The sequence below is a fragment of the Streptomyces sp. NPDC050535 genome (assembly GCF_044457665.1).
Classification (GTDB): Bacteria; Actinomycetota; Actinomycetes; order Streptomycetales; family Streptomycetaceae; genus Streptomyces.
In genome coordinates this window covers 34,766-58,401 of record NZ_JBITHE010000001.1, presented here as the reverse complement: position 1 = coordinate 58,401, position 23,636 = coordinate 34,766, and the positions used below count along the sequence as shown (strand labels likewise).

The window sequence follows — 23,636 nt, the reverse complement described above, 5'->3', positions numbered from 1 at the left end:
ATGTCAAAGCAAATCCGGCCGACGGAAATTCACGGGGGAATCCACGGCGGGCGCAAATACTGAAATGGGTGACGCGGCGGGGACGTGAGATCCGGGCGTCGAAGTACGGTTCAGCTCTTCAGGATGTGCCTGCATCCCCGAAGGAGGAGCCGCGTGAGACCGCGGATTCCTCCGAGCTGTCCCGCATGTGAAACCACTGCGGGAAATGCGTGCAGCTGGGGCCCGCACCCCGAAGGATGCGGGCCCCAGCTACAGGTGTGCGTCAGGCCGGAACGATGTTCTCGGCCGTCGGGCCCTTCTGGCCCTGCGCGATGTCGAAGTTCACCTTCTGGCCTTCGAGCAGCTCACGGTAGCCCTGGGCGGCGATGTTCGAGAAGTGGGCGAACACGTCAGCGCCGCCACCGTCCTGCTCGATGAAGCCGAAACCCTTTTCCGCGTTGAACCACTTCACGGTACCAGCAGCCATGTCATATCTCCTGTGGGGCAGTACACCGGCGTCCGCACCGTGCGAATACCGTGTCGCCGCGATGATTGCCCCGCCCGGAAAATGACCGGAAATACAAAAGCACTCTCCTCGACAGAAGCCGAGTGGGAGCACTCGAAGTTTTGGGAACCACAACTGCAACTGAGATCGACAGTAGCACGCCGCAACGGCCCGCACCGGCTAAGTAATTCCACTCCGTTCAGTGGGGCAAAAACTCTCACCACACGGTCCGTAGAACTCTCAGTCCACGAGCACAGATATTGACTCACTCGCAGGGCAACGTTCAACGGGGGACGACAGCCCCGACACGATCAGCCGCGCGGCGAGGTCGACTCGGGAAAACTCCGGACGATTGCCTGGCCGGACAGCCCGTAGCGAAACCGTTGCCGTTCCGGCGGATGTCTCCCACAGCGAGCGCATAGTCTGTGATGCCGTTCGGTGACGCGGAACGGCCGAGGCCGCACCACGAACGCCGCACCACAAGCACCGCTCCGCACCCGCACCCGCACCCGCAGCGCACTGTTCTCACATCTCCAGGGGGAGTTACACCATGCGATCCATACGCCCGCCCTTCGCCGGTAGTCGAGGGAGGAGCGCGCGCCGCAGGACCTCCCCCGTGCTGGCCGCCGTCTGTCTCACAGCGACGCTCGCGCTGACCGCCACCGCCTGCGGCTCGGGCGACGACAGCGCCGGCGGAGACACCTCCTCGTCCGCGGCCCAGGACGGCGACGGCAAGATCACGATTCCCGACGACATCAGGGACAGGCTCAAAGAGCGCGGGATCGATGTCGACAAGTGGAAGAACGGCGCCTGGAAGAACTGGGACAAGGACGACTGGCTGCGCGAGGCCGAGGACTACATCAACCCGATCATCGAGGGCCTGTGGGACCCGGACCGGATGCGGGAGGCCGACGATCCGGACGAGAACAAGGGCGTCGACGAGAGCGACATCTCCGGTGACCAGGGCGTCACCGACCCGACGCCGGATCCCGTGACCGCGCAGGCCGTGGGGACGCCGTACCACGACAACGCCCCCGAGGCCGGGAAGGTGTTCTTCGACGCTCCCGAGGGCACGATGGTCTGCTCGGCGACGGTGGTGGAGGATCCCGCCAACCCCGGCAAGTCCAACATGGTGTGGACCGCGGGCCACTGCGTGCACGCCGGCAAGACGGGCGGCTGGTACCGCAACATCGCGTTCGTTCCCTCGTACAACAACGACGGTGCCACAGCGGCCGAGTTGGAGTCCGCCACGAAGGCGGACGTCGCGCCGTACGGCGTCTGGTGGAGCGACTGGGCGCAGACCTCGGACCAGTGGATCGAGGGGGGCGGTGCCACGGGCGGCGACGGAGCCCCGTACGACTTCGCCGTGCTGCATGTGACGCCGGAGGAGGGCGGTGACGGCAAGTCCCTGGAGGAGACGGTCGGTTCGGCGCTTCCGGTGAACTTCAGCGCTCCGGCCGTACCGAAGGTGGAGAGCATCACGGCGACCGGCTATCCGGCGGCGGCGCCGTTCGACGGCGAGAAGATGCTCCAGTGCACGGACGAGCCGGGGCGGTTGTCGATCGTGGAGGCCGACCCGACGATGTACCGCATCGGGTGCACCATGACCGGCGGTTCGTCCGGCGGCGGCTGGGTGGCCGCGGGAGCCGACGGCAAGCCCGCGCTGGTGTCCAACACCTCGATCGGCCCGGTCAGTTCGGGCTGGCTGGCGGGCCCGCATCTCGGCACGGTGGCCAAGGGCGTGTACGACCAGGTGAGCGGGAAGTTCGCCGGGCAGTGAAGCAACTGTCCCGGTTTCGCCGGGCAGTGACACGACCGGTGCGGCTTCGCCGGGCACGGAGACAACCGGCGTAGCGGCGAGCGGACACGGACGACGAAGGCCCGCCCCTCCGAGAGGGGCGGGCCTACAGATGTCCGTACAGCGGCGCGACCACGTCGAGGCAGCCGCGGAGCCGGGGCGGGCTACTAGACCGTCGGCGCCGGAACGTACGGCGCCAGTTCCGCCGCCAGTTCCTCGTGCACCCGCACCTTGAGCAGCGTGCCCTCCGGGGTGTGCTCCTCGGAGATGATCTCGCCCTCGTTGTGCGCACGCGCGACCAGCTGGCCGTGCGTGTACGGCACGAGTACCTCGATCTCGACCGAGGGGCGCGGCAGTTCGTTGTCGATGAGCGCGAGCAGTTCGTCGATGCCAAGTCCCGTACGGGCCGAGACCGCGATGGAGCGCGTCTCGATCCGCATCAGCCGCTGGAGCACCAGCGGATCGGCCGCGTCCGCCTTGTTGATCACCACGATCTCGGGCACCTTGGTGGCGCCCACGTCACGGATGACCTCGCGCACGGCCGCCAGCTGCTCCTCCGGGGCCGGGTGCGAACCGTCCACCACGTGCAGGATCAGGTCGGCGTCACCGACCTCCTCCATGGTGGAGCGGAAGGCCTCGACCAGGTGGTGCGGCAGGTGCCGTACGAAACCGACCGTGTCGGCCAGCGTGTACAGCCGGCCACTCGGGGTCTCCGCCCGGCGGACGGTCGGGTCGAGGGTCGCGAACAGCGAGTTCTCGACGAGCACGCCCGCGCCGGTGAGGCGGTTGAGCAGCGAGGACTTGCCCGCGTTGGTGTAACCGGCGATGGCGACGGAAGGCACCTTGTTGCGACGCCGCTCCTGGCGCTTGATGTCGCGGCCCGTCTTCATGTCCGCGATCTCCCGGCGCATCTTCGCCATCTTCTCGCGGATACGGCGCCGGTCCGTCTCGATCTTGGTCTCACCGGGACCACGGGTGGCGAGGCCGCCGCCCGAGCCGCCGCCCATCTGGCGGGACAGCGACTGACCCCAGCCGCGCAGCCTCGGCAGCATGTACTGCATCTGCGCGAGCGCGACCTGCGCCTTGCCCTCTCGGGACTTGGCGTGCTGGGCGAAGATGTCGAGGATCAGGGCCGTACGGTCGATGACCTTGACCTTGACGACGTCTTCGAGGTGGATCAGCTGACCGGGGCTGAGCTCACCGTCGCAGATGACGGTGTCGGCGCCGGTCTCCAGGACGATGTCCCGCAGCTCGTTGGCCTTGCCGGAACCGATGTACGTGGCCGCGTCGGGCTTGTCGCGGCGCTGGACCACGCCGTCGAGCACCAGGGCGCCCGCGGTCTCCGCGAGGGCCGCCAGCTCGGCGAGCGAGTTGTCCGCGTCGGTCACGGTCCCCGAGGTCCACACACCGACGAGTACGACGCGCTCCAGGCGGAGCTGGCGGTACTCGACCTCGGTGACGTCCTCGAGCTCGGTGGAGAGGCCGGCGACGCGCCGCAGGCCCGCTCGCGCGGAGCGGTCGAACTGGTCGCCGTCCCGCTCTCCGTCGATCTCGTGGCTCCAGGCGACGTCCTCTTCCATCAGGGCATCGGCCCGAAGACCTTCGGGGTAGTTCTGCGCGAGGCTCTGCGCGTCCTGGGAAGGGGAAGAAGAGGAGGTCATTGGATCCTTACGTCTATGGGGACACCGATTCGGCGACGGACATCGTCCGTCATGAAGAAGAACGTCCCGGGCCACCAGGAGATTCCCGGATTCCGCCGGGTCAACCCCGGGGGACCGTGCCAACGGCCCTCTCGGGACCGAGTCACGGACCCTGGAAGGCCCGTCAAGCCTTCGGCCCTGTCAGGCCCGTGTCACCGGCCCGGAGGGGCCGTGCCGCCGACTTCAAGGATGGTCGCACGGCACGTCCCGTCTCGTCATGCGAGTTATCCGGCTCGTCCGGCGCTCTTCGCCGCCTTCGGGGCGTCGCTCTTCCAGTCCGGGTGACCCGGCATGGGCGGGGTCTTCCGGCCGTAGAGCCACGCCTCGAAAAAGCCGCTCAGGTCACGGCCGGCGAGGCCGGACGCCAGGTCCTCGAAGTCCTCCGTCGACGCGACATCGTCATGGTGGACGTTCACCCAGAGCCGCTCCAGCCGCTCGAAGGCCGCGCGCCCGATCTCCTCGCGCAGCGCGTACAGGACCAGAGCGGCTCCGTCGTAGACGTTCGGCCGGAAGATGCTGATCTTCTGGCCGGGCTTCGGGCCCTTCGGCGCCGCGGGCGGCCCTCCCGCGGCCCGCCATCCGTCGGACGCCCGGTAGGCGGCCTTCATGCGCGCCACCATGGGCCTGTCGGCCGTCTCCTCGGCGTACAGGGCCTCGTACCAGGTGGCGTGCCCCTCGTTCAGCCACAGGTCGGACCAGGTGCGCGGACTGACGCTGTCGCCGAACCACTGGTGCGACAGTTCGTGCACCATGATCGATTCGACGTACCACTTCGGGTACGCGGGCTCGGTGAAGAGCCCCCGCTCGAAGAGGGACAGCGTCTGTGTCTCCAGTTCGAAGCCGGTCTGCGCGTCGGCCATCAGCAGCCCGTACGTCTCGAAGGGGTACCGGCCGACCTTGCCCTCCATCCAGGCGATCTGGCCGGGGGTCTTCTTGAGCCACGGTTCGAGCCGCTCACGGTCCTTGGTGGGTACGACATCGCGTACGGGCAGGCCGTGCGGCCCGGTGCGGTGCAGCACCGAGGAACGGCCGATGGACACCTGGGCCAGTTCGGTCGCCATGGGGTGCTCGGTGCGGTACGTCCAGGTGGTGGACCTGTCGGCCCGGTCCGTTCCGGCGGGCAGCCCGTTCGCCACGGCCGTGAACCCGTCCGGCGCGGTGACGTGGATGGTGAACATCGCCTTGTCGGAGGGATGGTCGTTGCACGGGAAGACCAGGTGCGCGGCATCGGCCTGGTTGGCCATCGCGAGCCCGTCCTTGGTGCGCACCCAGCCGCCGTCCTGGTTCGCGGCGGGGACCGGATCGCTGGTGTGGCGCACGGTGATCCGCATCCGGCCGCCCGCGGCCACCGGCTCGGCGGGCGTCACCACCAGATCCTCGCCGGCGCCGGTGAAGGCGGCGGGCGCCCCGTTGACGTCGACCGATTCCACGCTTCCGTGCGCGAAGTCGAGATTGACCTGCTCGAGCCGGGAGGACGCCAGGGCGTCGATCGTGGTGACGGCCGCGAGCGGCTTGCTGTTGGTGCCGGGGTAGGTGAAGGCGAGGTCGTACGACGCGACGTCGTACCCGGGGTTGCCCAGGTGCGGGAAGAGCCGGTCGCCGACGCCGAGCGGGGTGGCCGGTGAGGGCGCGCTCGCGGCGATGAGGCAGACGGAGACAGCCGAGGCGAGCAGGGCCGCCTTGACGCGACGGGTCCTGGGGAGGGCTGTCCTGGCGTGCGGAGGACTGGGGCAGGGGGTGAGCGGCATGGACCACCGCTACCAGCGCGCACCCGCCCCGCGGTGACGACGCGCGCCCGGTCCACCCGAAAGGGTCCCCCTACTGCGCGGCCGCCGCCTGGTGCCGCGCCCGGCTCACGTCGTACACGCCCGCCACGTTCCGCATCGCCCGCATCAGCCCGGGAAGGTGCGCCGCGTCCGGAAGTTGGAGTGTGTACGTGTGCCGTACCCGCTGCTGGCTGGGCGGCTCGACGGTCGCCGAGACGATGGCGACACCCTCCAGGGCGATGGCTTCGGTGAGATCGGCGAGCAGATGCGGGCGCCCGAAGGACTCGGCCACCAGCGTGACGCGGCACTCGGTGGTGTCGCCCCAGCTCACCCCGACCTCGGCGCGCCCCACGCTCTTCATGGTGTCCACGGCGGCGCATTCGACCCGGTGGACGGTGACCACTCCCCCGCGTACCGAGAAGCCGGTCACGTCGTCGGGCGGTACGGGCGTACAGCAGCCCGCGAGCCGTACGGACGCGCCGGACTGGTCGACGACGGCGTTCGCCGCACCGGGGCGGACGGAGGGCCCCTCCGCGGTCGGGCGGGGAGCGGCCGCGGGAGCCTCGGGGGGCTCGGCGTCGCGGGGCGAGGGGTGTGCGGCCAGCCAGCGCTGGATGGCGATCCGCGCGGCCGGCGTGTGCGCGTGCTCCAGCCACTCCCTGGAGGGCTCGGAGGCCGGGTCCTGGCCCATGAGGAGCTGCACGGTGTCGCCGTCCCGCAGGACCGTACTCAGCGTCGCCAGGCGGCCGTTGACGCGGGCGCCCATGCAGGCGTGCGCGTCGTCCCCGTACTGCGCGTACGCGGCGTCCACGCAACTGGCGCCCTCCGGAAGGCCCAACGAGCCGCCGTCGGCGCGGAACACGGTGATCTCCCGGTCCTGGGCGAGGTCTTCACGCAACGTGGACCAGAAGGTGTCCGGATCCGCGGCGCCCGCCTGCCAGTCGAGGAGCCGGGAGAGCCAGCCGGGCCGGGTGGGGTCGGCGCGTTCGCCGTCCACGGAACCTTCCGCCTGCTCCTCGGCGGGAGCGGCGTACGGATTGCCGAGCGCGATGACCCCGGCCTCGGCGACCTTGTGCATCTGGTGGGTGCGGATGAGGACTTCGGCGATCTCGCCGTCGCCGCGCGCGACGGCCGTGTGCAGCGACTGGTAGAGGTTGAACTTGGGGACGGCGATGAAGTCCTTGAACTCCGAGACCACCGGCGTGAGACAGGTGTGCAGTTCGCCGAGGACCCCGTAGCAGTCGGCGTCCTCGTTCACCAGGACCAGGATCCGTCCGAAGTCGGCTCCGCGCATCGGACCGCGTTTGCGTGACCTGCGGTGCACGGACACGAAGTGCCGTGGCCGGATGACGACTTCGGCCTGAAGACCCGACTCGCGCAGGACCCCGCGCACCTCTTCCGCGATCTCCGCCAGCGGATCGCCGTCGCGTGCCGCGTTGTCGTCGATCAGTCCCCTGGTGTGCTCGTACTCCTCGGGACGCAGGATCGCGAAGACGAGGTCCTCCAGCTCCGTCTTGAGCGCCTGGACGCCCAGCCGTTCGGCCAGCGGGATCAGAACGTCCCTGGTGACCTTGGCGATTCGCGCCTGCTTCTCGGGGCGCATGACACCGAGGGTCCGCATGTTGTGCAGCCGGTCGGCGAGTTTGATCGACATGACGCGGACGTCGTTGCCGGTGGCGACGAGCATCTTGCGGAAGGTCTCGGGCTCGGCGGCGGCCCCGTAGTCGACCTTCTCCAGTTTGGTGACGCCGTCGACCAGGTAACGGACCTCCTCGCCGAACTCATCCCGCACCTGACCGAGGGTCACTTCCGTGTCCTCGACCGTGTCGTGGAGGAGGGAAGCGGTCAACGTCGTGGTCTCCGCGCCGAGTTCGGCGAGGATCAGGGTCACGGCGAGCGGATGCGTGATGTACGGCTCGCCGCTCTTGCGCATCTGGCCGCGGTGCGAGGACTCGGCGAGCACCCACGCCCGGCGCAGCGGTTCCAGGTCGGCGCTGGGGTGGTGGGCGCGGTGTGCCTCGGCGACATGACCGATCGCGTCCGGCAGCCGGTCGCGGGCCGCGGGGCCGAGCAGCGCCGCCCGGCCCAGTCGGCGCAGGTCGATCCGCGGAAGGCCCTTCCTGCGGTGCGCTGGGGCTCCCCCCTGCTCGACCGGGGCCGAGAGCTTGGGGGAAGGCATTACAGGGCCTGGCGTCGCGGGATTCGTCGCCTCCGCACTCATGGGCACCTCCGGCTGCGTAAGACCGGCGGACGGGTGCCCCATGGCGTACACGGCTCAGGGGATGGTGTCGATCCCCCGTCCGGGCCGGTGCTTGATGCTACCGAGCCCACCACGTGCGGCCGACCGCCTCTCGCCGAGCGTGAAACGGATCACCCATTCGAGCGAAGGTTCAGGGGTTTACGGTTTCGAACCATTCGCCATCAAGCTCACCTTCGGCCACGATCACGGCAGGTCCGGTCATCTCGATCCCGCCGTCCGGGTTCTCGGTGATCACCAGGCGTCCGCCCGGGACGTCGACGGTGTACGTCACGGGGGTGCCGGTCACGGCCGGATCGGCGCCGTCGCGGCGGGCGGCGGCGACGGCCACGGCACACGCCCCCGTGCCGCACGAGCGGGTCTCCCCGGCGCCGCGCTCGTGAACGCGCAGGGCGACGTGCCGCGGGCCCCGGTCGACCACGAACTCGACGTTCACCCCGTCCGGGTACGCCGACTCCGGGCTGAACGGCGGCGGCGAGTACAGATCGCCGGCGTCCGCGAGATCGTCCACGAAGGCGACCGCGTGGGGGTTGCCCATGTTGACGTTGCGCGCGGGCCAACTGTGCCCGCCGACGCTCACCGTGACGTCCCCTTCGGGCAGGAGCGCCTTGCCCATGCCGACGGTCACGTCACCGTTCTTGGCGAGATGCACCGCCTTCACGCCCCCGCGGGTGGCGACCGCGATCTCGCCCTCGGTCACGTGTCCGGCCCGCTGGAGGTAGCGCGCGAACACCCGCACTCCGTTGCCGCACATCTCCGCGACCGACCCGTCGCCGTTGCGGTAGTCCATGAACCACTCCGCCTCGGCCGCCATCTCCCGGGCCTCGGGGTGCGCGGCGGACCGTACGACATGCAGCAGACCGTCTCCGCCGATGCCCGCGCGGCGGTCGCACAGGGCGGCGGCGACGGCCGGGGGCAGCTCGAGGGTGTTCTCCGGGTCCGGGATGATCACGAAGTCGTTCTCGGTCCCGTGGCCCTTGAGGAAGGCGATCGGCGTGCTCATTCCCCGATCGTACGGCTTCGGTCCGACACTCCGGCGCGCGTGGGGCGTCGGTGCGGCCAGGGCCCAGCGCAACGCCGACGGCGCCCGAACAGCCGGGTCACGCTCGACCGGCGGGCCACCGGGTCACGCCGGTACGGGGTGCGCTGCCGCGGAAACGCCGGTACGGGATGCACTGCCAGGGCCACGCCGGTACGGCTACGTCAGGCCAGCCGCGGTCATGCCCGTGCAGGTACGTCAGCCCCGTCACAGTCACGCCCGTGCGGACACCTCAGCGCAGCCGCGCCACGCGCCCCACGGCGAGCACCACCACGGCCGCGACCAGCACCACGTACGCGATCACCACACGCCAGTCGGGGCCGCGGCCCGAACCGCGCTGCGGGAAGCCCGGCCAGGTGTGGCCGACGCGGCGGGCGGCCATCATTCCCCAGCCGGCGGCGCACGAGCAGATCAGCAGTCCGAGCATGGCGACCACGGCGCCGCCGTCGCCGAACTCGAAGGCCAGCGGGAAGGCGAACATCAGGGAGCCGATCGCGGCCAGGCCCACGATGGGCGCGAGCTGCCAGATGCGCAGCCGGCGCTGCGGACGCAGCTCGACCTCGACCTCGGGCTCGGGTGACATCTCGCCGGGCCCGGGTCCGTCGGCGATCACACCGTCCGGGGTGTCCTCGGGGCCGTCGGAAATCAGCGGTTCTCCGTCCGGGTCCAGGTTCAGGCGATCGCCGTCCGGATCGATACCGTGCTCAGTGTCTCGTGCGGTGTCACGAGGGCCGGCCTCCATCGCCACACGCCCTCCCAACTCGGACTTTCACTGGTCGATCGAAGCTCGATGATGGCACGGCGCCGGAGGCCGGGATGACGGCCGGAGCGTCCCGATGCCATGACGTGATCAGGCTGTGACCGGTCGTTCGACCAACGCCATTGCGAGCTGCGGGAGTTCCGTGAGATCCGCCGCCGCCCCACTTAGCCAATGCACCCGTGGGTCGCGCCGGAACCATGAATCCTGGCGGCGCGCGAAGCGCTTGGTGGCACGTACGGTCTCGGCGCGCGCCTCCGCTTCGGTGCACTCCCCCGCGAGCGCGGCGAGTACCTGCTGATAGCCGAGTGCGCGCGCGGCCGTGCGCCCTTCGCGCAACCCCTGCGCCTCCAGTACCCGCACCTCGTCGACGAGCCCCGCGCCCCACATCCGGTCGACCCTGCACGCGATGCGCTCGTCCAGCTCGGGGCGCGCCACGTCGACGCCGATCTGGAGGGTGTCGTACACGGAGTCGTGGCCCGGCAGGTTGGCTGTGAAGGGTTTGCCGGTGATCTCGATGACCTCCAGGGCGCGGACGATACGGCGGCCGTTGCTGGGCAGGATCGCGTGCGCGGCCTCGGGGTCGGCCACGGCCAGCCGCGCGTGCAGCGCACCGGAACCGCGCAGGGTGAGTTCGTCCTCCAGCCGGGCCCGCACCTCGGGGTCGGTGCCGGGGAACTCGAGATGGTCCACGGCTCCGCGGACGTACAGCCCGGAACCGCCCACCAGGACGGGCCAGCGGCCGTCGGCGAGCAGGGCGTCGATCCGGTCGCGGGCGAGCCGCTGGTACTCGGCGACGCTGGCCGTGACGGTCACGTCCCAGATGTCCAGGAGGTGGTGCGGGATCCCGCCGCGCTCCTCGGGCGTCAGCTTGGCGGTGCCGATGTCCATCCCTCGGTACAACTGCATGGAGTCGGCGTTGACGATCTCGCCTCCGAGGCGGCGAGCGAGGAAAACGCCCAGATCGGACTTTCCCGCCGCGGTCGGTCCGACGACGGCGATGACCCGGGGAGTGGGGGGTGCGCTTCTCACCGTCCCAGTCTCGCAAACCTGGAGACCTATCCTCGAACGAGTTACGTAACGGTAAAACTCCGAGGTCGTTCCCTGTTCTGAGGTTCCGGCCGCCGGTTTTGCAGCACCGGTGACCCGGGCGACGCAATGGGACGCACCGGGCAACGCGGGATTTCGCCCTCACGAGTAACGTATGGAGCGGATATGGGCGTTTTTGCACGGTTTCTCCGGAGGTCGAAGGCTACGGAGGAGGCGTCAACCGCTGAGGCGCAGGCCGGCACGCTGACGGCCGAGACCGCGGCGGGGGTGGCGGAAGAGGCGAAGGGTTCGTCCGAGACCGAGGCCGAGGTGACGGCGGAGACCGCCGGAACCGCGGACACGGAGGACGTCGAGATCCCCAAGCAGCAGACCGCCGGAATGGCCGCCGACAGCGAGGCCGGCGAGGGCGCCCGCACGTAACTGCCCGCGAGGGAAGGTGGACGATGGGTCTCCTGGACAATCTCAAAGCCAAGCTGGCGCCTGCCAAGGACAAGGTCTCGGACCTCGCACAGCAGCACGGGGACAAGGTCGGTCAGGGTCTCGACAAGGCCGCCAAGGTGGTCGACGAGAAGACCAAGCACAAGTACAGCGACAAGATCGAGACAGGCACGGGCAAGGCGAAGGGTGCCGTGAACCGCCTCGCGCAGAAGGACGGGGGCGGCACCACACCTCCGGCGGACACACCGTCTCCGCCCGCCGCTTCCTGAGCAGAACACCTCGGCGGACGGCCGGAGGCCTCCAGGGCTCCGGCCGTCGGGCCGTGTTCGTGGGAGCTGCTCTCGAGGGCTCCGGGGCGCGTCAACAGGCCCCCGGTGATCGGCCCTACGACCAGGCCGCCACCAGGTAGCCCACCCCGTACGGCGCGTCCTCGTACAGCAGCGCCCCGCCGAGGCCCGCACCCTCCGCCGCGCCCGCGAGGACCTGCCAGGGGGCCCGCCCGGACACCTTGAGCTCCTGCGCCAGCTCCGCGTCCATCGCTTTGAGGGCGGCCACATCCGCCGCCCCCAGCGCACGCGCCGCCTCCGCGTCGAAGCCCGCCGCGCGCTCGTCGAGATAGCCGGGCGCCTTGAGCGTCCGGCACGCACTGGCGTCGCCCATCACCAGCAGCGCCACCCGTCCGGCCCGGGCGCCGATTCCCTCCCCTACTTCGATACACCGCTCGGCCGCGAGAGGTTCCCCCACGCCGAGACCCTCGACGGGGGCGTCGGACCAGCCCGTACGGTCCAGGAGCCACCCGGCGACGGCGAGCGAGGGCGGCAGCTCACGCCCGGACTCCCGTGGGCGCGACGCGTCACTTGCCGGGTCCGCCCTTCCCAGGCGTACGTCGAGATCCACGCCGAAGCCGTGGAAGGAGCCCCTGGTTCCCGCGGGGTGCGGACCGCGCCCGCGCTGTTCGGCGGGGCCGACGACGACCAGCAGGTCGGGGCGGGAGGCGGCCAGCAGCCCCAGCGCGTCCGTGCAGGCGGCTCGCGCGACGTCGAGCTCGGGCGCCGCGCCGACGGCGACGTCCGGCACGAGCAGCGGCGGACAGGGGCAGACTGCGGCGGCTACAAGCATGATCGGCAGCGTAGTCCGCGCGCCGGTGAACGTCTCAGCGGCGGGACGTCCGTCGTCGGCGAGGGCCGCGTCACGCGTCGGCGAGGGCCGCGCCGCTGGTCGGTGAGCGCCGCACAGCTCGTTGCCGGGGCCGCGTCGCGCGTCGGCGAGGCGAGCGGGACGTCACTCCTCGATGAGTACGTGCGTGAGGTCGATCGCCGTGAGGACGAGCACCACGAGCTTGCCGTCGCTGATGACGTACTCGATGAACAGGCTGCGCGACAGGGCCACCTCGCGGGTCGCCTCGTCGCCGCCCACCGCGTGCGAGAGCTTGTGCCGGGGATCGGCGAGCAGTATGGCCAGGCCCCGTTCCAGCACCTCCCCGCGCTCGGCGGGGAGGCTGTCCCGGACGCGTGCGGCGCGCTCGGTGAATTCCACGCTGTACGGCATGGGGAACTCCTTCCCGTCGCGTGCCACTCACAGTCCCGGCCCGTACCCGCTGCCGGGCGGGCGGCGTGGTCAGGCGCTGCCGCAGCCGTTGCCCACGGCGACCGGCAGCGGCTCCGGGGCGCCGATCTTCGGCAGGCCGAGCATGACGCCCGCCGGCTTCGCCGCCGCGGCGGCGTTCCGCTTCTCCCAGGCGTCCCCCGCGCGCGTGCGGCGCACGTTCAGGGTGGCGCCCTCGGCGAGGAGGTGGTGCGGGGCGGCGTAGGTGATCTCGACGGTGACGACGTCGCCGGGGCGGACGTCCGCGTCGGGCTTGGTGAAGTGGACCAGGCGGTTGTCGGGGGCGCGGCCGGAGAGGCGGTGCGTGGCGCCGTCCTTGCGGCCCTCGCCCTCGGCGACCATCAGCTCCAGGGTGCGGCCGACCTGCTTCTTGTTCTCGTCCCAGGAGATCTCCTCCTGGAGGGCGACGAGACGCTCGTAGCGCGCCTGGACGACCTCCTTGGGGATCTGCCCCTCCATGGTGGCCGCCGGCGTGCCGGGGCGCTTGGAGTACTGGAACGTGAACGCCTGCGCGAAGCGGGCCTCGCGGATCGCGTGCAGGGTCTGCTCGAAGTCCTCGTCGGTCTCGCCGGGGAAGCCCACGATGATGTCGGTGGTGATCGCCGCGTGCGGGATGGCCGCCCGCACCTTGTCGATGATTCCCAGGTAGCGCTCCTGGCGGTAGGAGCGGCGCATCGCCTTGAGGACCGTGTCCGAGCCGGACTGCATCGGCATGTGTAGCTGCGGCATCACGTTCGGCGTCTCGGCCATGGCGGCGATCACGTCGTCGGTGAAGTCGCGCGGGTGCGGCGAGGTGAAGCGGACGCGCTCCAGGCCCTCGATCGCGCCGCAGGCGCGGAGCAGCTTGCTGAAGGCCTCGCGGTCGCCTATGTCGCTGCCGTAGGCGTTCACGTTCTGCCCGAGCAGTGTGATCTCGGAAACGCCCTCGCCGACCAGGGCCTCGATCTCGGCGAGGATGTCGCCGGTCCTGCGGTCCTTCTCCTTGCCGCGCAGCGCCGGGACGATGCAGAAGGTGCAGGTGTTGTTGCACCCGACTGAGATGGACACCCAGGCGGCGTACGCGCTCTCGCGGCGGGTCGGCAGCGTGGAGGGGAACGCCTCCAGGGACTCGGCGATCTCGACCTGCGCCTCTTCCTGTACGCGGGCGCGCTCCAGGAGAACCGGCAGCTTGCCGATGTTGTGCGTGCCGAAGACGACGTCCACCCAGGGGGCGCGCTTCACGATGGTGTCGCGGTCCTTCTGCGCGAGACAGCCGCCGACGGCGATCTGCATGCCGGGGCGCTTCGTCTTCATCGGGGCGAGGCGGCCGAGGTTGCCGTACAGCCGGTTGTCGGCGTTCTCCCGCACCGCGCAGGTGTTGAAGACGACGACATCCGCGTCGCCGTCCGCGTCCTTGGGCGCGCGCACATAACCGGCGCCCTCAAGGAGCCCCGAGAGCCGTTCGGAGTCGTGGACGTTCATCTGGCACCCGTAGGTGCGTACTTCGTACGTCTTGGTTTCCTGAACGTCCACTGCCTGGCTCCGGTCGCTGCTGCTCATGTGACAAGGGTAGGCGGTACCTCGGACAGCCTCCGCCGCGCGCGGAGACCAGCCGTGCGGGAGGGGTGCCCCGGTCCAGGCCGACGCGGCTTTGCGGTGCCCTGGCAGCGGCCCGGCGTGCGGTTTCGCACCGTCCCACGCGCACGGTCCGTGGCTCCGCCCTGGTCAGACCGGCGTCCGGGCTGGCAGGATCGCGCGCATGTTCCAGGCACTCCCCCACATCGGCAGGCGCCGCGCGCTGCTCGGCTCGGCCACCGGTTTCGCGGTCTTCGGGCTGCTGCTGTGGTGGCTGCTGCCGGTGGGTGAGGAGTCCCCCGGCGGAAGGATCACGTTCAGCACCGGTACGCCGACCGGTGTCTACCAGAAGTACGGCGAGCTCCTCCAGGGCGCCCTCGGCAAGGACATGCCGCGTCTGGACGTACGGCTCCAGAACAGCGACGGGTCGCAGGAGAACGTCCGCCGGGTGGCCACGGGGCAGGCCGACTTCACCGTCGCGGCGGCCGACGCGGTGGAGACGTACAAGCTCCAGGGCAAGCCGGGAGCGGACATGCTGCGGAGCTGCGCGCGGCTCTATGACGACTATGTGCACCTGGTGGTCCCGCGCACGTCGTCCGTTCGGTCCGTGGCCGACCTGCGGGGCAAGCGGGTCGCCGTGGGGCCGACCGGTTCCGGGGTCCGGCTGATCGCGAACCATGTCCTCCAGGCCGCCGGACTCGACCCGGTGAAGGACATCGACCCACTGGCCGACGGCATCAGCACCATGCCGGAGAAGCTCAAGCGCCACCAGATCGACGCCTTCTTCTGGTCCGGCGGTCTGCCGACGAGTGCCGTGCTCGAGCTCTCCAAGTCCTACGACATCAGGCTGGTGCCGATAGGGACCGGCCTGATCGCGAAGCTGCACGAGCAGGGCGGCGCCTCCCGCTACTACCGGGCCGCGGTGATGCCGGCCGACGCCTATCCCAGGGCCCAGCTCGGCTCGTCCGTGCAGACGGTGGCGGTGGCGAACCTCCTGGTCACGCGGGAGGACACGGACGCGAGACTCACCGAGGAGATCACCCGCACGGTGATAGACAGCCGCGACCGCATCGGCGGCGTGGTGCACGCGGCGCAACTGGTGGACCTTCGGACGGCCATCTACACGGATCCGCTCCAGCTGCACGAGGGCGCGCGGCGGTATTACCGGTCGGTCAAGCCGTAGCCGCCTGTCTCCGGCCGGCCGGCAGACCGTCCGTGTGGGGACCCGTGGAGCCGGCCGCGGTCCTACAGGCCGGTCCGTGACCTCGGCACCCGCACCGTCACCTTCAGGCCGTGCGGCTCGTGGTGGTCGTACGCGATGGAGCCCCCGGCGGCGGTGAGCAGCGCGCGGGAGATGGACAGGCCCAGGCCCGAACCCTTGATGTTCTGGTGCCCGGCGCTGCGCCAGAAGCGGTCGCCGATGCGGGCCAGGTCCTCGTCGCTGAGGCCGGGGCCGCCGTCGGTGACCACGACGGTCGAGGACTCGCCGTTCGAGGCGACCTTCACTTCGACGCTCTCCCCCTCGGGCGTGAACTTCAGTGCGTTGTCGATCACCGCGTCCAGCGCACTGGACAGGGTGACCGGATCGGTCCAGGCGGTGGTGGCCGGGCAGGTGCCGACGAGCCGGACGCCCTTGCTGTCGGCGACCGGTCCCCACGCCGCCACCCGCTCGGCCGTGAGTTCGCCGATGTCGGTGAGACACAGGTCCGCCTCGGCGTGCTCGGCGAGCGCCAGGTCGAGGAGGTCGTCGAGGACATGGGCGAGGCGCTTGCCCTCGGTGCGGACCGAGGCGATCTCCTCATTGCCCTCGGGGAGTTCGAGAGCGAGCAGCTCGATGCGCAGCAGAAGCGCCGAGAGGGGGTTGCGCAGCTGGTGCGAGGCGTCCGCGACGAAAGCACGCTGCTGCTCCAGCACGTCCTCGACGTTGTCCGCCATCTCGTTGAACGACCGGGCCAGGCGCCGAAGTTCCGGCGGACCGCCGGCGGCCGCGACCCGGGACTTCAGGCGTCCGGTCGCGATGTCGTGGGTGGTGGCGTCGAGAACCCGCACGGGCTTGAGCACCCAGCCGGTGAGGCGCAGCGCGGCGCCGAGGGCGAGGAGCATCGCGGCGATCTCGCCCGCGCCGATGATCAGCCAGCCGTGCAGGGTCTTCGAACGCATCTGTCCGGTGGGCGAGTCGGTGACCACGACGGCGACGACGTCACCGTCCTTGACGACGGGGGACGCGACGATGAGCCGGTGCCGGTCCCAGGGCCAGACCTGCTCGGGGTCATGGCTGCGGCGGCTCCCGAGCGCCTCGTTGAAGGCGTCACGCCCTTCGCCCGTCTCGGGCAGCAGCCAGCTCTCGGGGGCGTTGGCCATGGGTACGTCGTCGCGGTAGAAGACACCGGCCCGGATGCCGTACAGGCTGAAGTACCGCGCGAGTTCCTGGCTCAGGGTCTCGCGGCGTTCGTCAGGGGTGCCGCTCACGGAACTGGTGGACGGATCGGCGACGTACTGCGCGAGGGCCGCGAAGCGAGCCGTGTCGTCGATGCGGTCGACGACCACCTTCTGCTGCTGTGCGGCCGCGAGGCTCACCGCGAGCGGAACGCCGAGCGCGAGCAGAACGGCGGCCATCAGGACGATGAGCAGCGGGAAGAGACGTGTACGCAACGGTCCCCGCTACGCCGCGGGGGCGACGAGCCGGTAGCCGACTCCGCGCACGGTCTCGATCAGCGCCGGCATGCGCAGTTTGGAACGCAGGGACGCGACGTGCACCTCAAGGGTGCGCCCGGTCCCCTCCCAGCTGGTCCGCCACACCTCGCTGATGATCTGCTCCCTGCGGAACACCACTCCGGGCCGCTGGGCCAGCAGGGCGAGCAGGTCGAACTCCTTGCGGGTCAGTTGGACAACCAAACCGTCCACGCTGACCTGGCGGGTGGGAAGTTCGATGCGCACGGGGCCGAGTCTCAGAGCGCTGTCCCCGGAGGCCGAGGCGTCATCGGGGACACTGCGCCGGCTCACGGCATGGATACGGGCGAGCAGCTCTCCCGTGTCGTACGGCTTCACCACGTAGTCGTCGGCCCCAAGGTTCAGGCCGTGGATCCGGGAACGTACGTCCGCGCGCGCGGTCACCATGATCACCGGGGTGCTGGTGCGCTTGCGGATCTTGCCGCAGACCTCGTAGCCGTCCTGGTCGGGAAGGCCCAGGTCGAGCAGGACGACCCCGAAACCGTCGCTTTCCGGTACCAGCGCCTGGAGCGCCTCCTCGCCGCTGCGGGCGTGCGTGACGTGGAATCCGTGCCGCGCCAGGACCGCGGAGAGGGCGGCGGCGACATGGTTGTCGTCCTCGACGAGGAGCAGTCTCATTCCGGCCCCCTCGGGTTCATCGGTCGTACGGTGTCGGATCATCCGTCGTACGGTGTCGGGTTGTAAAACCAGGGTGCACGCGCGCGTGCACCCTGGCAGTCACGCTGATAGGTAAGGACGGCGTCAAGAGGGTTCGGGTTGCGCGCGTCTTCCGTTATCCAGCCGGTACGCGCCCCGGCGACGCTCGCTACGCAAAGTGGCGGCCCGCTATCGGATCGTTATCCTCAATTTCCCCTCAGATGTAATGACGCTGGTCGTACGGGGTCACTACTGTCCTCCCAAACCGCGAGGACGGAGCCAAAAAGCGATGACCGAAGTATCGGTGGCCAAGGACGCCGTGGCCGCGACCGAGGAACTGGTCGTCCTGAAGAGCGTCAACAAGCACTTCGGCGCGTTGCACGTGCTCCAGGACATCGACCTGACGATCGCCCGTGGCGAGGTCGTCGTGGTCATCGGGCCCTCCGGGTCCGGGAAGTCCACCCTGTGCCGCACCATCAACCGTCTGGAGACGATCGACTCCGGCGACATCTCGATCGACGGGAAGCCGTTGCCCGAGGAGGGCAAGGCGCTGGCCCGGCTGCGGGCCGATGTCGGGATGGTCTTCCAGTCCTTCAACCTCTTCGCGCACAAGACGGTGCTCGAGAACGTGATGCTGGGCCAGGTCAAGGTCCGCAAGGCCGACAAGAAGGCGGCCGAGGAGAAGGCCCGCGCGCTGCTCGACCGCGTCGGCGTGACCACGCAGGCGGACAAGTACCCCGCACAGTTGTCGGGCGGTCAGCAGCAGCGCGTGGCGATCGCCCGAGCGTTGGCGATGGACCCCAAGGTCATGCTCTTCGACGAGCCGACCTCGGCGCTCGACCCCGAGATGATCAACGAGGTGCTGGAGGTCATGCAGCAGCTCGCGCGGGACGGCATGACGATGATCGTCGTCACGCATGAAATGGGTTTCGCTCGTTCGGCTGCCAACCGGGTTGTGTTCATGGCCGACGGACGCATCGTCGAAGAGGCTGTGCCGGACCAGTTCTTCAGCAATCCCCGAAGCGACCGGGCCAAGGACTTCCTGTCGAAGATCCTGCACCACTGACGTCCCGCACTTCTTCGTTACCGAAGGCCACTTCCCGTGACCTGACCTGCTGAAGGCCCGCCCCACCGAGGGTCGCGACCGAAGAACTGCACCACTGAAGGTCCTTTCCTAAGGCCTGCATCTCTTCACCACTCAAAGGATGTTCACCATGAAGCTCCGCAAGGTCACCGCCGCCTCGGCCGCCGTTCTCGCACTCGCCCTCACCGCCACGGCGTGCGGCTCCGACGACAAGGACGACTCCGACTCCTCCTCTTCCGGCGGCAGCAAGAAGATCACCGTCGGTATCAAGTTCGACCAGCCCGGCATCGGCCAGAAAACGCCGGACGGCTACGCGGGCTTCGACGTCGACGTGGCGACGTACATCGCCAAGGAGCTCGGCTACTCGGAGGACCAGATCGAGTGGAAGGAGTCGAAGAGCGCCGACCGCGAGACCATGCTCCAGCGCGGTGACGTCGACTTCATCGCCGCCTCCTACTCGATCAACGAAGAGCGTCAGGCGAAGGTCGACTTCGCCGGCCCGTACCTGCTCGCCCACCAGGACGTCCTGGTCCGCGCCGACGACGACAGCATCAAGTCGCCGGAGGACCTCAACTCGAAGAAGCTGTGTTCGGTGACGGGCTCGACCTCGGCGCAGAACGTCAAGGACAAGCTCGCCCCCAAGGCCCAGCTCCAGGAGTACCCGACGTACTCCGCCTGCCTGACCGGCCTCCAGAACGGTGCGATCGACGCGCTGACCACGGACGACTCGATCCTCGCCGGCTACGCCTCGCAGGAAGCCTTCAAGGGCAAGTTCAAGCTCGGCGGCTTCAAGATGACCAACGAGAACTACGGCATCGGCGTCAAGAAGGGCAGCGACCTCAAGGCGAAGATCAACACCGCCCTGGAGAAGATGGTGTCGGACAAGGCCTGGGACAAGGCCGTGACGGACAACTTCGGTCCGGCGAACTACAAGAACGAGCCCGCCCCGAAGATCGGCGACATCAAGGCATGACGTAGGGCCTGAGAGGTGCGCCGCCCACGAGGGCGGCGCACCCGGGCATCGCCACACGCGGAAGCGCGGGAGATCGTGTTCGACTTTCTTGAAGGTTACGACCTGCTGGGGGCCTTCTGGGTGACGGTGAAACTCACCGTCTTCTCAGCCGTCGGCTCCCTGATCTGGGGAACTCTGCTGGCCGCCATGCGGGTCGGCCCGGTGCCACTGCTGCGTGGCTTCGGCACCGCCTACGTCAACATCGTGCGGAACATCCCGCTGACCGTGATCATCCTGTTCACCTCGCTGGGACTCAGCCAGACCCTCGGTATCAATCTCGGCGCGGACACGTTCGAGACCATCAACTTCCGGCTCGCCGTGCTCGGCCTGACCGCTTACACCGCGGCGTTCGTGTGCGAGGCGCTGCGGTCCGGCATCAACACGGTGCCCGTCGGCCAGGCCGAGGCGGCACGCGCCATCGGCCTGAACTTCACCCAGGTCCTGACACTGATCGTGCTGCCGCAGGCGTTCCGCTCGGTCGTCGGCCCGCTCACGAACGTACTGATCGCGCTGACGAAGAACACCACGGTGGCCGCGGCGATCGGTGTCGCCGAAGCGGCGACGCTGATGAAGGAGATGATCGAGAACGAGGCACAGCTCATCCTGATCTCCGCGGTCTTCGCGTTCGGATTCGTGTGCCTGACGCTGCCGACCGGTCTGTTGCTCGGCTGGGTGGGCAAGAAGGTGGCGGTTAAGCGATGAGCTCGGTCCTCTACGACGCCCAGGGCCCGCGTGCCAAGCGGCGGAACGTTCTCTTCACCGCGGTCTTTCTGGCCGCGTTCGTGGCGGTCCTGTGGTGGGTGTTCACCAGCCTCAACGACAAGGACCAGCTCGCCTGGGAGAAGTGGAAGCCTTTCGTCCACACCGAGGCCTGGACCACGTACCTCTGGCCCGGCCTGCAGAACACGCTCAAGGCCGCGGCCCTCGCCATGGTCATCGCACTGCCGCTCGGCGCGGTCCTCGGTATCGCCCGGCTCTCGGACCACGCCTGGGTACGGGTCCCGGTCTCCACCGTGGTGGAGTTCTTCCGTGCCATCCCGGTGCTGATCCTGATGATCTTCGGGGTCGCCCTGTACTCCGAGTACACGAACGTCAGCTCGGAGGACCGTCCGCTGTACGCGGTTGTCACCGGACTCGTGCTCTACAACTCCTCGGTGCTCGCGGAGATCGTCCGGGCGGGCATTCTGTCGCTGCCCAAAGGCCAGTCCGAAGCCGGGATGGCGGTCGGCCTGCGCAAGAACCAGGTGATGCGGTTCATCCTGCTTCCACAGGCGGTCACGGCGATGCTCCCGGCCATCGTGAGCCAGCTGGTCGTGATCGTGAAGGACACCGCCCTGGGGGGCGCCGTTCTCACGTTCTCCGAGCTGCTTGCCTCGGTGGGCCCGATGAGCGGCTACTACGGCGCGAACACCATCGCCAGCTTCACGGTCGTCGCGCTGATCTACATCGCTCTCAACTTCACCCTCACGACCTTCGCGAGCTGGCTGGAGCGGAGGCTGCGGCGGGGGAAGAAGTCGACCGGGGCGGTCGTCGGCGTCGACGCGGTCGACGAACTCGCGGCACCCGGTGAGCACGGGGGCATGACCAAGGGGCCGTGACCCGAAGAGCTCGTCGGCTTGAGAACTGACGAGATGTGAGCAACCGGAGGCAGTGGCGTGATCGCCACTGCCTCCGTCACTTGACGCAAGCACCGGCAATGGGTTGCATACGTTCTGTGATCGTGCACCCCGCCCCAACTGCCTGTTCCCAAACATCCCTCAGGACACCGCTCCGGGCAGGGGGCACCGCGCCGTGGACCCGGTGATCATCGTCGGGGCGGGGCCCGTAGGGCTCACGCTCGCCCTTGCGCTCGCCCGCCACGAGGTCCCCTCCGTGGTCCTGGACGAGGGACCGGGCAAGGAAGAACAGCGGCCCGCGCGAACGGTGGTGCTGCGCGAGGACACCGCCGCGCTCATCGAGCGGCTTACCGGTTTCCCGATCTCCGAGGCCGGTTTCCGTTGGGCCGGATGGCGGTCGATGCGGCGCAAGCAGGTGATGCGCGAGATCAGGTTCGGTGCGGGGGGTTCCGAGGACGCGGAGAGCGTGGACGGCACGGACCGTACGGGAACTCCCGCCGCCGCGGACTTCCCGGGTGACGCCGAGCCGTTCAGCGCCCCGCTGCACCTCGCCCAGCACGTCCTGACCAGCGCCCTGCGCGGGGCCCTGGCAGGCGAGCGGCTCGTCAGAATCGTCTCGGACAGCCGCCTCGACTCCCTCGAACAGGAGACGACGGGCGTCACCGCGCACACCCGAGGCCCCAAGGGCACCTGGTGGCGCGGCAGTTACCTCGTCGGCTGCGACGGACCGCGCTCCACCGTGCGCAAACTCCAGGACATCCGCTTCCCCGGCCGTACCGCCGTCGAGCGACACGCCGTCGCGGCACTGCGTACGGAACTTCCCTGGCCCGGCGAGGCGTTGTTGCACCGTACGCCGCCGTGGCGGACATCGGGCCCCTCGGCAGGGGAGGTGACCGCCCGCCCCCTCGCCGACGGCGTGTGGCGGCTGGACTGGCTGCTGCCCCCGGGCAAGGACCTGGTCACACCCGATCTGCTGGTGGCACGCGTCCGGGAGACCCTCGGCGGCTGGAGCGGGGGAACCACCCCGCCGTACGAGCTGCTCGACACCGGAGTCCACACCGTCCATCACCGCCTCGCCCGCCGGTGGCGGTCCGGCCGTGTCTTCCTCGCCGGGGACGCCGCCCATCTGCTCGGCGCGCTCGGCACCCAGGGCCTCGACGAGGGACTGCGGGACGCCGACAACCTCGCCTGGAAACTGGCGCTGGCCTGGCACCACGGACCGCACGAGGCGCTGCTCGACAGCTACCAGGCCGAGCGGCGCGCGGTCGTCGCGGCCCGGCTGCGCGCCGCCGACCAGTCACTGCCCCTGCTGCGCGGCGGCGGAGGGCTGCGTTCGTACGTCCCCGGGACGGCCCGCGGACACGACGCACTGCTCACGGACGGTCACCTGGGGCAAGGCCCGCTGGGCGCGCCGGGGTCGTACGCCGACTCGCCGCTCGCGCCTCCGTACGCCGAGGCGCAGGCTCCGGTGGACACGGCGCCCGGCTCCCCGGTCGTCGACGTACGGGTGACGGCGGAGGACGGCTCGTTCGTGCCGCTGCGGGAGCGGCTCGGGCGCGGGGTGCTGCTCGTCGTGCTCATCGCACCCGGTACCGGCGTGTGGGAGCGCAAGCACTGGGTGACGGCCGGAATCATGCCCCGGCTCGCGGCCGCCGTGACCGCGCTGCCGCATCCGGCCGAGCTTCTGGTCGCGGAGAGTTACCCGGGGGCGGCCGCGCACACGGTGCTGCTCATCCGCCCCGACGGGCATCTGGTGACCGCGCTGAGCGGGGTGCGCCCGGCCGATCTGTACGCCGCGGCCGAGGCGACGGTGGGTGGACCGTCGAAGACCGAGGCGACGGCGAGCACGGGTTGATCATGCGGTCGCGCGAGCCCGGCTCGAGCGACCGCGGACCTGGCGGTCCACATAGTGACTGTCAGTTGACCCCTCTCCACCACCATGGTGTACTCCGGATCGTGACCGATACCTGTGTGCACCTGTGGCGGAGGGTCCATATGGACCTGGTCCGCTACGCGGGCTGCATCTGTCACCCGTCCTGCTGATTCGCATCCTTCCTCCCGCGTGAGCCGCCTCTCGACGGCCGCGGGCTCCCAGGCGAAACCCTCAGGA

General features: G+C 69.7%; 22 protein-coding genes. 10 read left to right on the top strand and 12 right to left on the bottom strand.

The features are described 5' to 3' along the window. Positions 1-262: 262 nt before the first annotated feature. Positions 263-466, bottom strand: a complete 204-nt coding sequence (locus ACIBLC_RS00240) for a cold-shock protein (protein ID WP_383679353.1) — start codon at positions 464-466, stop codon at positions 263-265. A 568-nt stretch (positions 467-1,034) separates the two neighbouring features. Between ACIBLC_RS00240 and ACIBLC_RS00235 the strand changes: the two genes are divergently transcribed. Then, positions 1,035-2,264, top strand: coding sequence for a trypsin-like serine peptidase (locus ACIBLC_RS00235; RefSeq protein WP_399208300.1), 1,230 nt, complete (start codon positions 1,035-1,037; stop codon positions 2,262-2,264). A 185-nt stretch (positions 2,265-2,449) separates the two neighbouring features. Here ACIBLC_RS00235 and hflX read toward each other — a convergent pair whose 3' ends face one another. The 6 genes from hflX to miaA form a co-directional block, all read right to left on the bottom strand. Next, positions 2,450-3,943 (bottom strand): GTPase HflX, encoded by a 1,494-nt coding sequence (hflX, locus tag ACIBLC_RS00230; protein WP_399208299.1) that lies wholly within the window; start codon positions 3,941-3,943, stop codon positions 2,450-2,452. A 263-nt stretch (positions 3,944-4,206) separates the two neighbouring features. Beyond that, positions 4,207-5,730: a M1 family metallopeptidase gene (locus tag ACIBLC_RS00225; RefSeq protein WP_399208298.1), complete on the bottom strand. Its 1,524-nt coding sequence runs from the start codon at positions 5,728-5,730 to the stop codon at positions 4,207-4,209. Positions 5,731-5,800: 70 nt separating this feature from the next. Next, a complete protein-coding gene (locus ACIBLC_RS00220) occupies positions 5,801-7,969 on the bottom strand; it encodes a RelA/SpoT family protein (protein WP_399208297.1) in 2,169 nt (722 codons plus the stop codon). A gap of 169 nt (positions 7,970-8,138) precedes the next feature. Continuing rightward, positions 8,139-9,008 carry a diaminopimelate epimerase gene (gene dapF / locus ACIBLC_RS00215; protein WP_399208296.1) on the bottom strand — a complete coding sequence of 290 codons (870 nt, stop codon included), beginning with the start codon at positions 9,006-9,008 and terminating at the stop codon, positions 8,139-8,141. A gap of 268 nt (positions 9,009-9,276) precedes the next feature. Beyond that, positions 9,277-9,786, bottom strand: a complete 510-nt coding sequence (locus ACIBLC_RS00210; RefSeq protein WP_399209237.1) for a hypothetical protein — start codon at positions 9,784-9,786, stop codon at positions 9,277-9,279. 108 nt (positions 9,787-9,894) lie between these two features. Beyond that, the gene (gene miaA / locus ACIBLC_RS00205; protein ID WP_399208295.1) at positions 9,895-10,833 is read right to left on the bottom strand and encodes a tRNA (adenosine(37)-N6)-dimethylallyltransferase MiaA; all 939 of its coding nucleotides are present in this window, start codon (positions 10,831-10,833) and stop codon (positions 9,895-9,897) included. Between the two features lie 183 nt (positions 10,834-11,016). On the opposite strand from miaA, the gene ACIBLC_RS00200 reads away from it, so the two are divergent. Continuing rightward, on the top strand, positions 11,017-11,271 hold the full coding sequence (locus tag ACIBLC_RS00200) for a hypothetical protein (RefSeq protein WP_399208294.1): 255 nt from the start codon (positions 11,017-11,019) through the stop codon (positions 11,269-11,271). A gap of 23 nt (positions 11,272-11,294) precedes the next feature. Beyond that, positions 11,295-11,558, top strand: a complete 264-nt coding sequence (locus ACIBLC_RS00195; RefSeq protein WP_399208293.1) for an antitoxin — start codon at positions 11,295-11,297, stop codon at positions 11,556-11,558. A gap of 115 nt (positions 11,559-11,673) precedes the next feature. Here the strand turns inward: ACIBLC_RS00195 and ACIBLC_RS00190 are convergent, their stop codons facing one another. The 3 genes from ACIBLC_RS00190 to miaB form a co-directional block, all read right to left on the bottom strand. Continuing rightward, positions 11,674-12,408, bottom strand: a complete 735-nt coding sequence (locus ACIBLC_RS00190) for a class III extradiol dioxygenase subunit B-like domain-containing protein (protein ID WP_399208292.1) — start codon at positions 12,406-12,408, stop codon at positions 11,674-11,676. A gap of 162 nt (positions 12,409-12,570) precedes the next feature. Further along, on the bottom strand, positions 12,571-12,837 hold the full coding sequence (locus ACIBLC_RS00185; RefSeq protein WP_383679329.1) for a hypothetical protein: 267 nt from the start codon (positions 12,835-12,837) through the stop codon (positions 12,571-12,573). Between the two features lie 69 nt (positions 12,838-12,906). Continuing rightward, positions 12,907-14,433: a tRNA (N6-isopentenyl adenosine(37)-C2)-methylthiotransferase MiaB gene (gene miaB, locus ACIBLC_RS00180; RefSeq protein ID WP_399208291.1), complete on the bottom strand. Its 1,527-nt coding sequence runs from the start codon at positions 14,431-14,433 to the stop codon at positions 12,907-12,909. A gap of 199 nt (positions 14,434-14,632) precedes the next feature. Between miaB and ACIBLC_RS00175 the strand changes: the two genes are divergently transcribed. Then, positions 14,633-15,631, top strand: coding sequence for a TAXI family TRAP transporter solute-binding subunit (locus ACIBLC_RS00175; RefSeq protein ID WP_399208290.1), 999 nt, complete (start codon positions 14,633-14,635; stop codon positions 15,629-15,631). A 62-nt stretch (positions 15,632-15,693) separates the two neighbouring features. Here ACIBLC_RS00175 and ACIBLC_RS00170 read toward each other — a convergent pair whose 3' ends face one another. Then, on the bottom strand, positions 15,694-17,100 hold the full coding sequence (locus ACIBLC_RS00170; RefSeq protein ID WP_399208289.1) for an ATP-binding protein: 1,407 nt from the start codon (positions 17,098-17,100) through the stop codon (positions 15,694-15,696). Positions 17,101-17,109: 9 nt separating this feature from the next. Further along, complete coding sequence (locus ACIBLC_RS00165; RefSeq protein WP_399208288.1) at positions 17,110-17,796, bottom strand: response regulator transcription factor; 687 nt, start codon at positions 17,794-17,796, stop codon at positions 17,110-17,112. Between the two features lie 307 nt (positions 17,797-18,103). Between ACIBLC_RS00165 and ACIBLC_RS00160 the strand changes: the two genes are divergently transcribed. The 6 genes from ACIBLC_RS00160 (at position 18,104) to ACIBLC_RS00135 (ending at position 23,569) form a co-directional block, all read left to right on the top strand. Further along, entirely contained in the window at positions 18,104-18,880 is a 777-nt protein-coding gene (locus ACIBLC_RS00160; protein ID WP_383679314.1) for an amino acid ABC transporter ATP-binding protein, read from the top strand. A gap of 148 nt (positions 18,881-19,028) precedes the next feature. Continuing rightward, positions 19,029-19,871 (top strand): glutamate ABC transporter substrate-binding protein, encoded by an 843-nt coding sequence (locus ACIBLC_RS00155; protein ID WP_399208287.1) that lies wholly within the window; start codon positions 19,029-19,031, stop codon positions 19,869-19,871. Positions 19,872-19,946: 75 nt separating this feature from the next. Next, positions 19,947-20,612 carry an amino acid ABC transporter permease gene (locus ACIBLC_RS00150; RefSeq protein WP_399208286.1) on the top strand — a complete coding sequence of 222 codons (666 nt, stop codon included), beginning with the start codon at positions 19,947-19,949 and terminating at the stop codon, positions 20,610-20,612. Beyond that, on the top strand, positions 20,609-21,508 hold the full coding sequence (locus ACIBLC_RS00145) for an amino acid ABC transporter permease (protein ID WP_399208284.1): 900 nt from the start codon (positions 20,609-20,611) through the stop codon (positions 21,506-21,508). Before ACIBLC_RS00150 ends, ACIBLC_RS00145 begins: the two co-directional genes overlap by 4 nt. Positions 21,509-21,701: 193 nt before the next feature. After that, positions 21,702-23,381, top strand: coding sequence for an FAD-dependent monooxygenase (locus ACIBLC_RS00140; RefSeq protein ID WP_399208283.1), 1,680 nt, complete (start codon positions 21,702-21,704; stop codon positions 23,379-23,381). Positions 23,382-23,383: 2 nt separating this feature from the next. Then, positions 23,384-23,569 carry a putative leader peptide gene (locus tag ACIBLC_RS00135; protein ID WP_399208282.1) on the top strand — a complete coding sequence of 62 codons (186 nt, stop codon included), beginning with the start codon at positions 23,384-23,386 and terminating at the stop codon, positions 23,567-23,569. Positions 23,570-23,636: the final 67 nt, after the last annotated feature.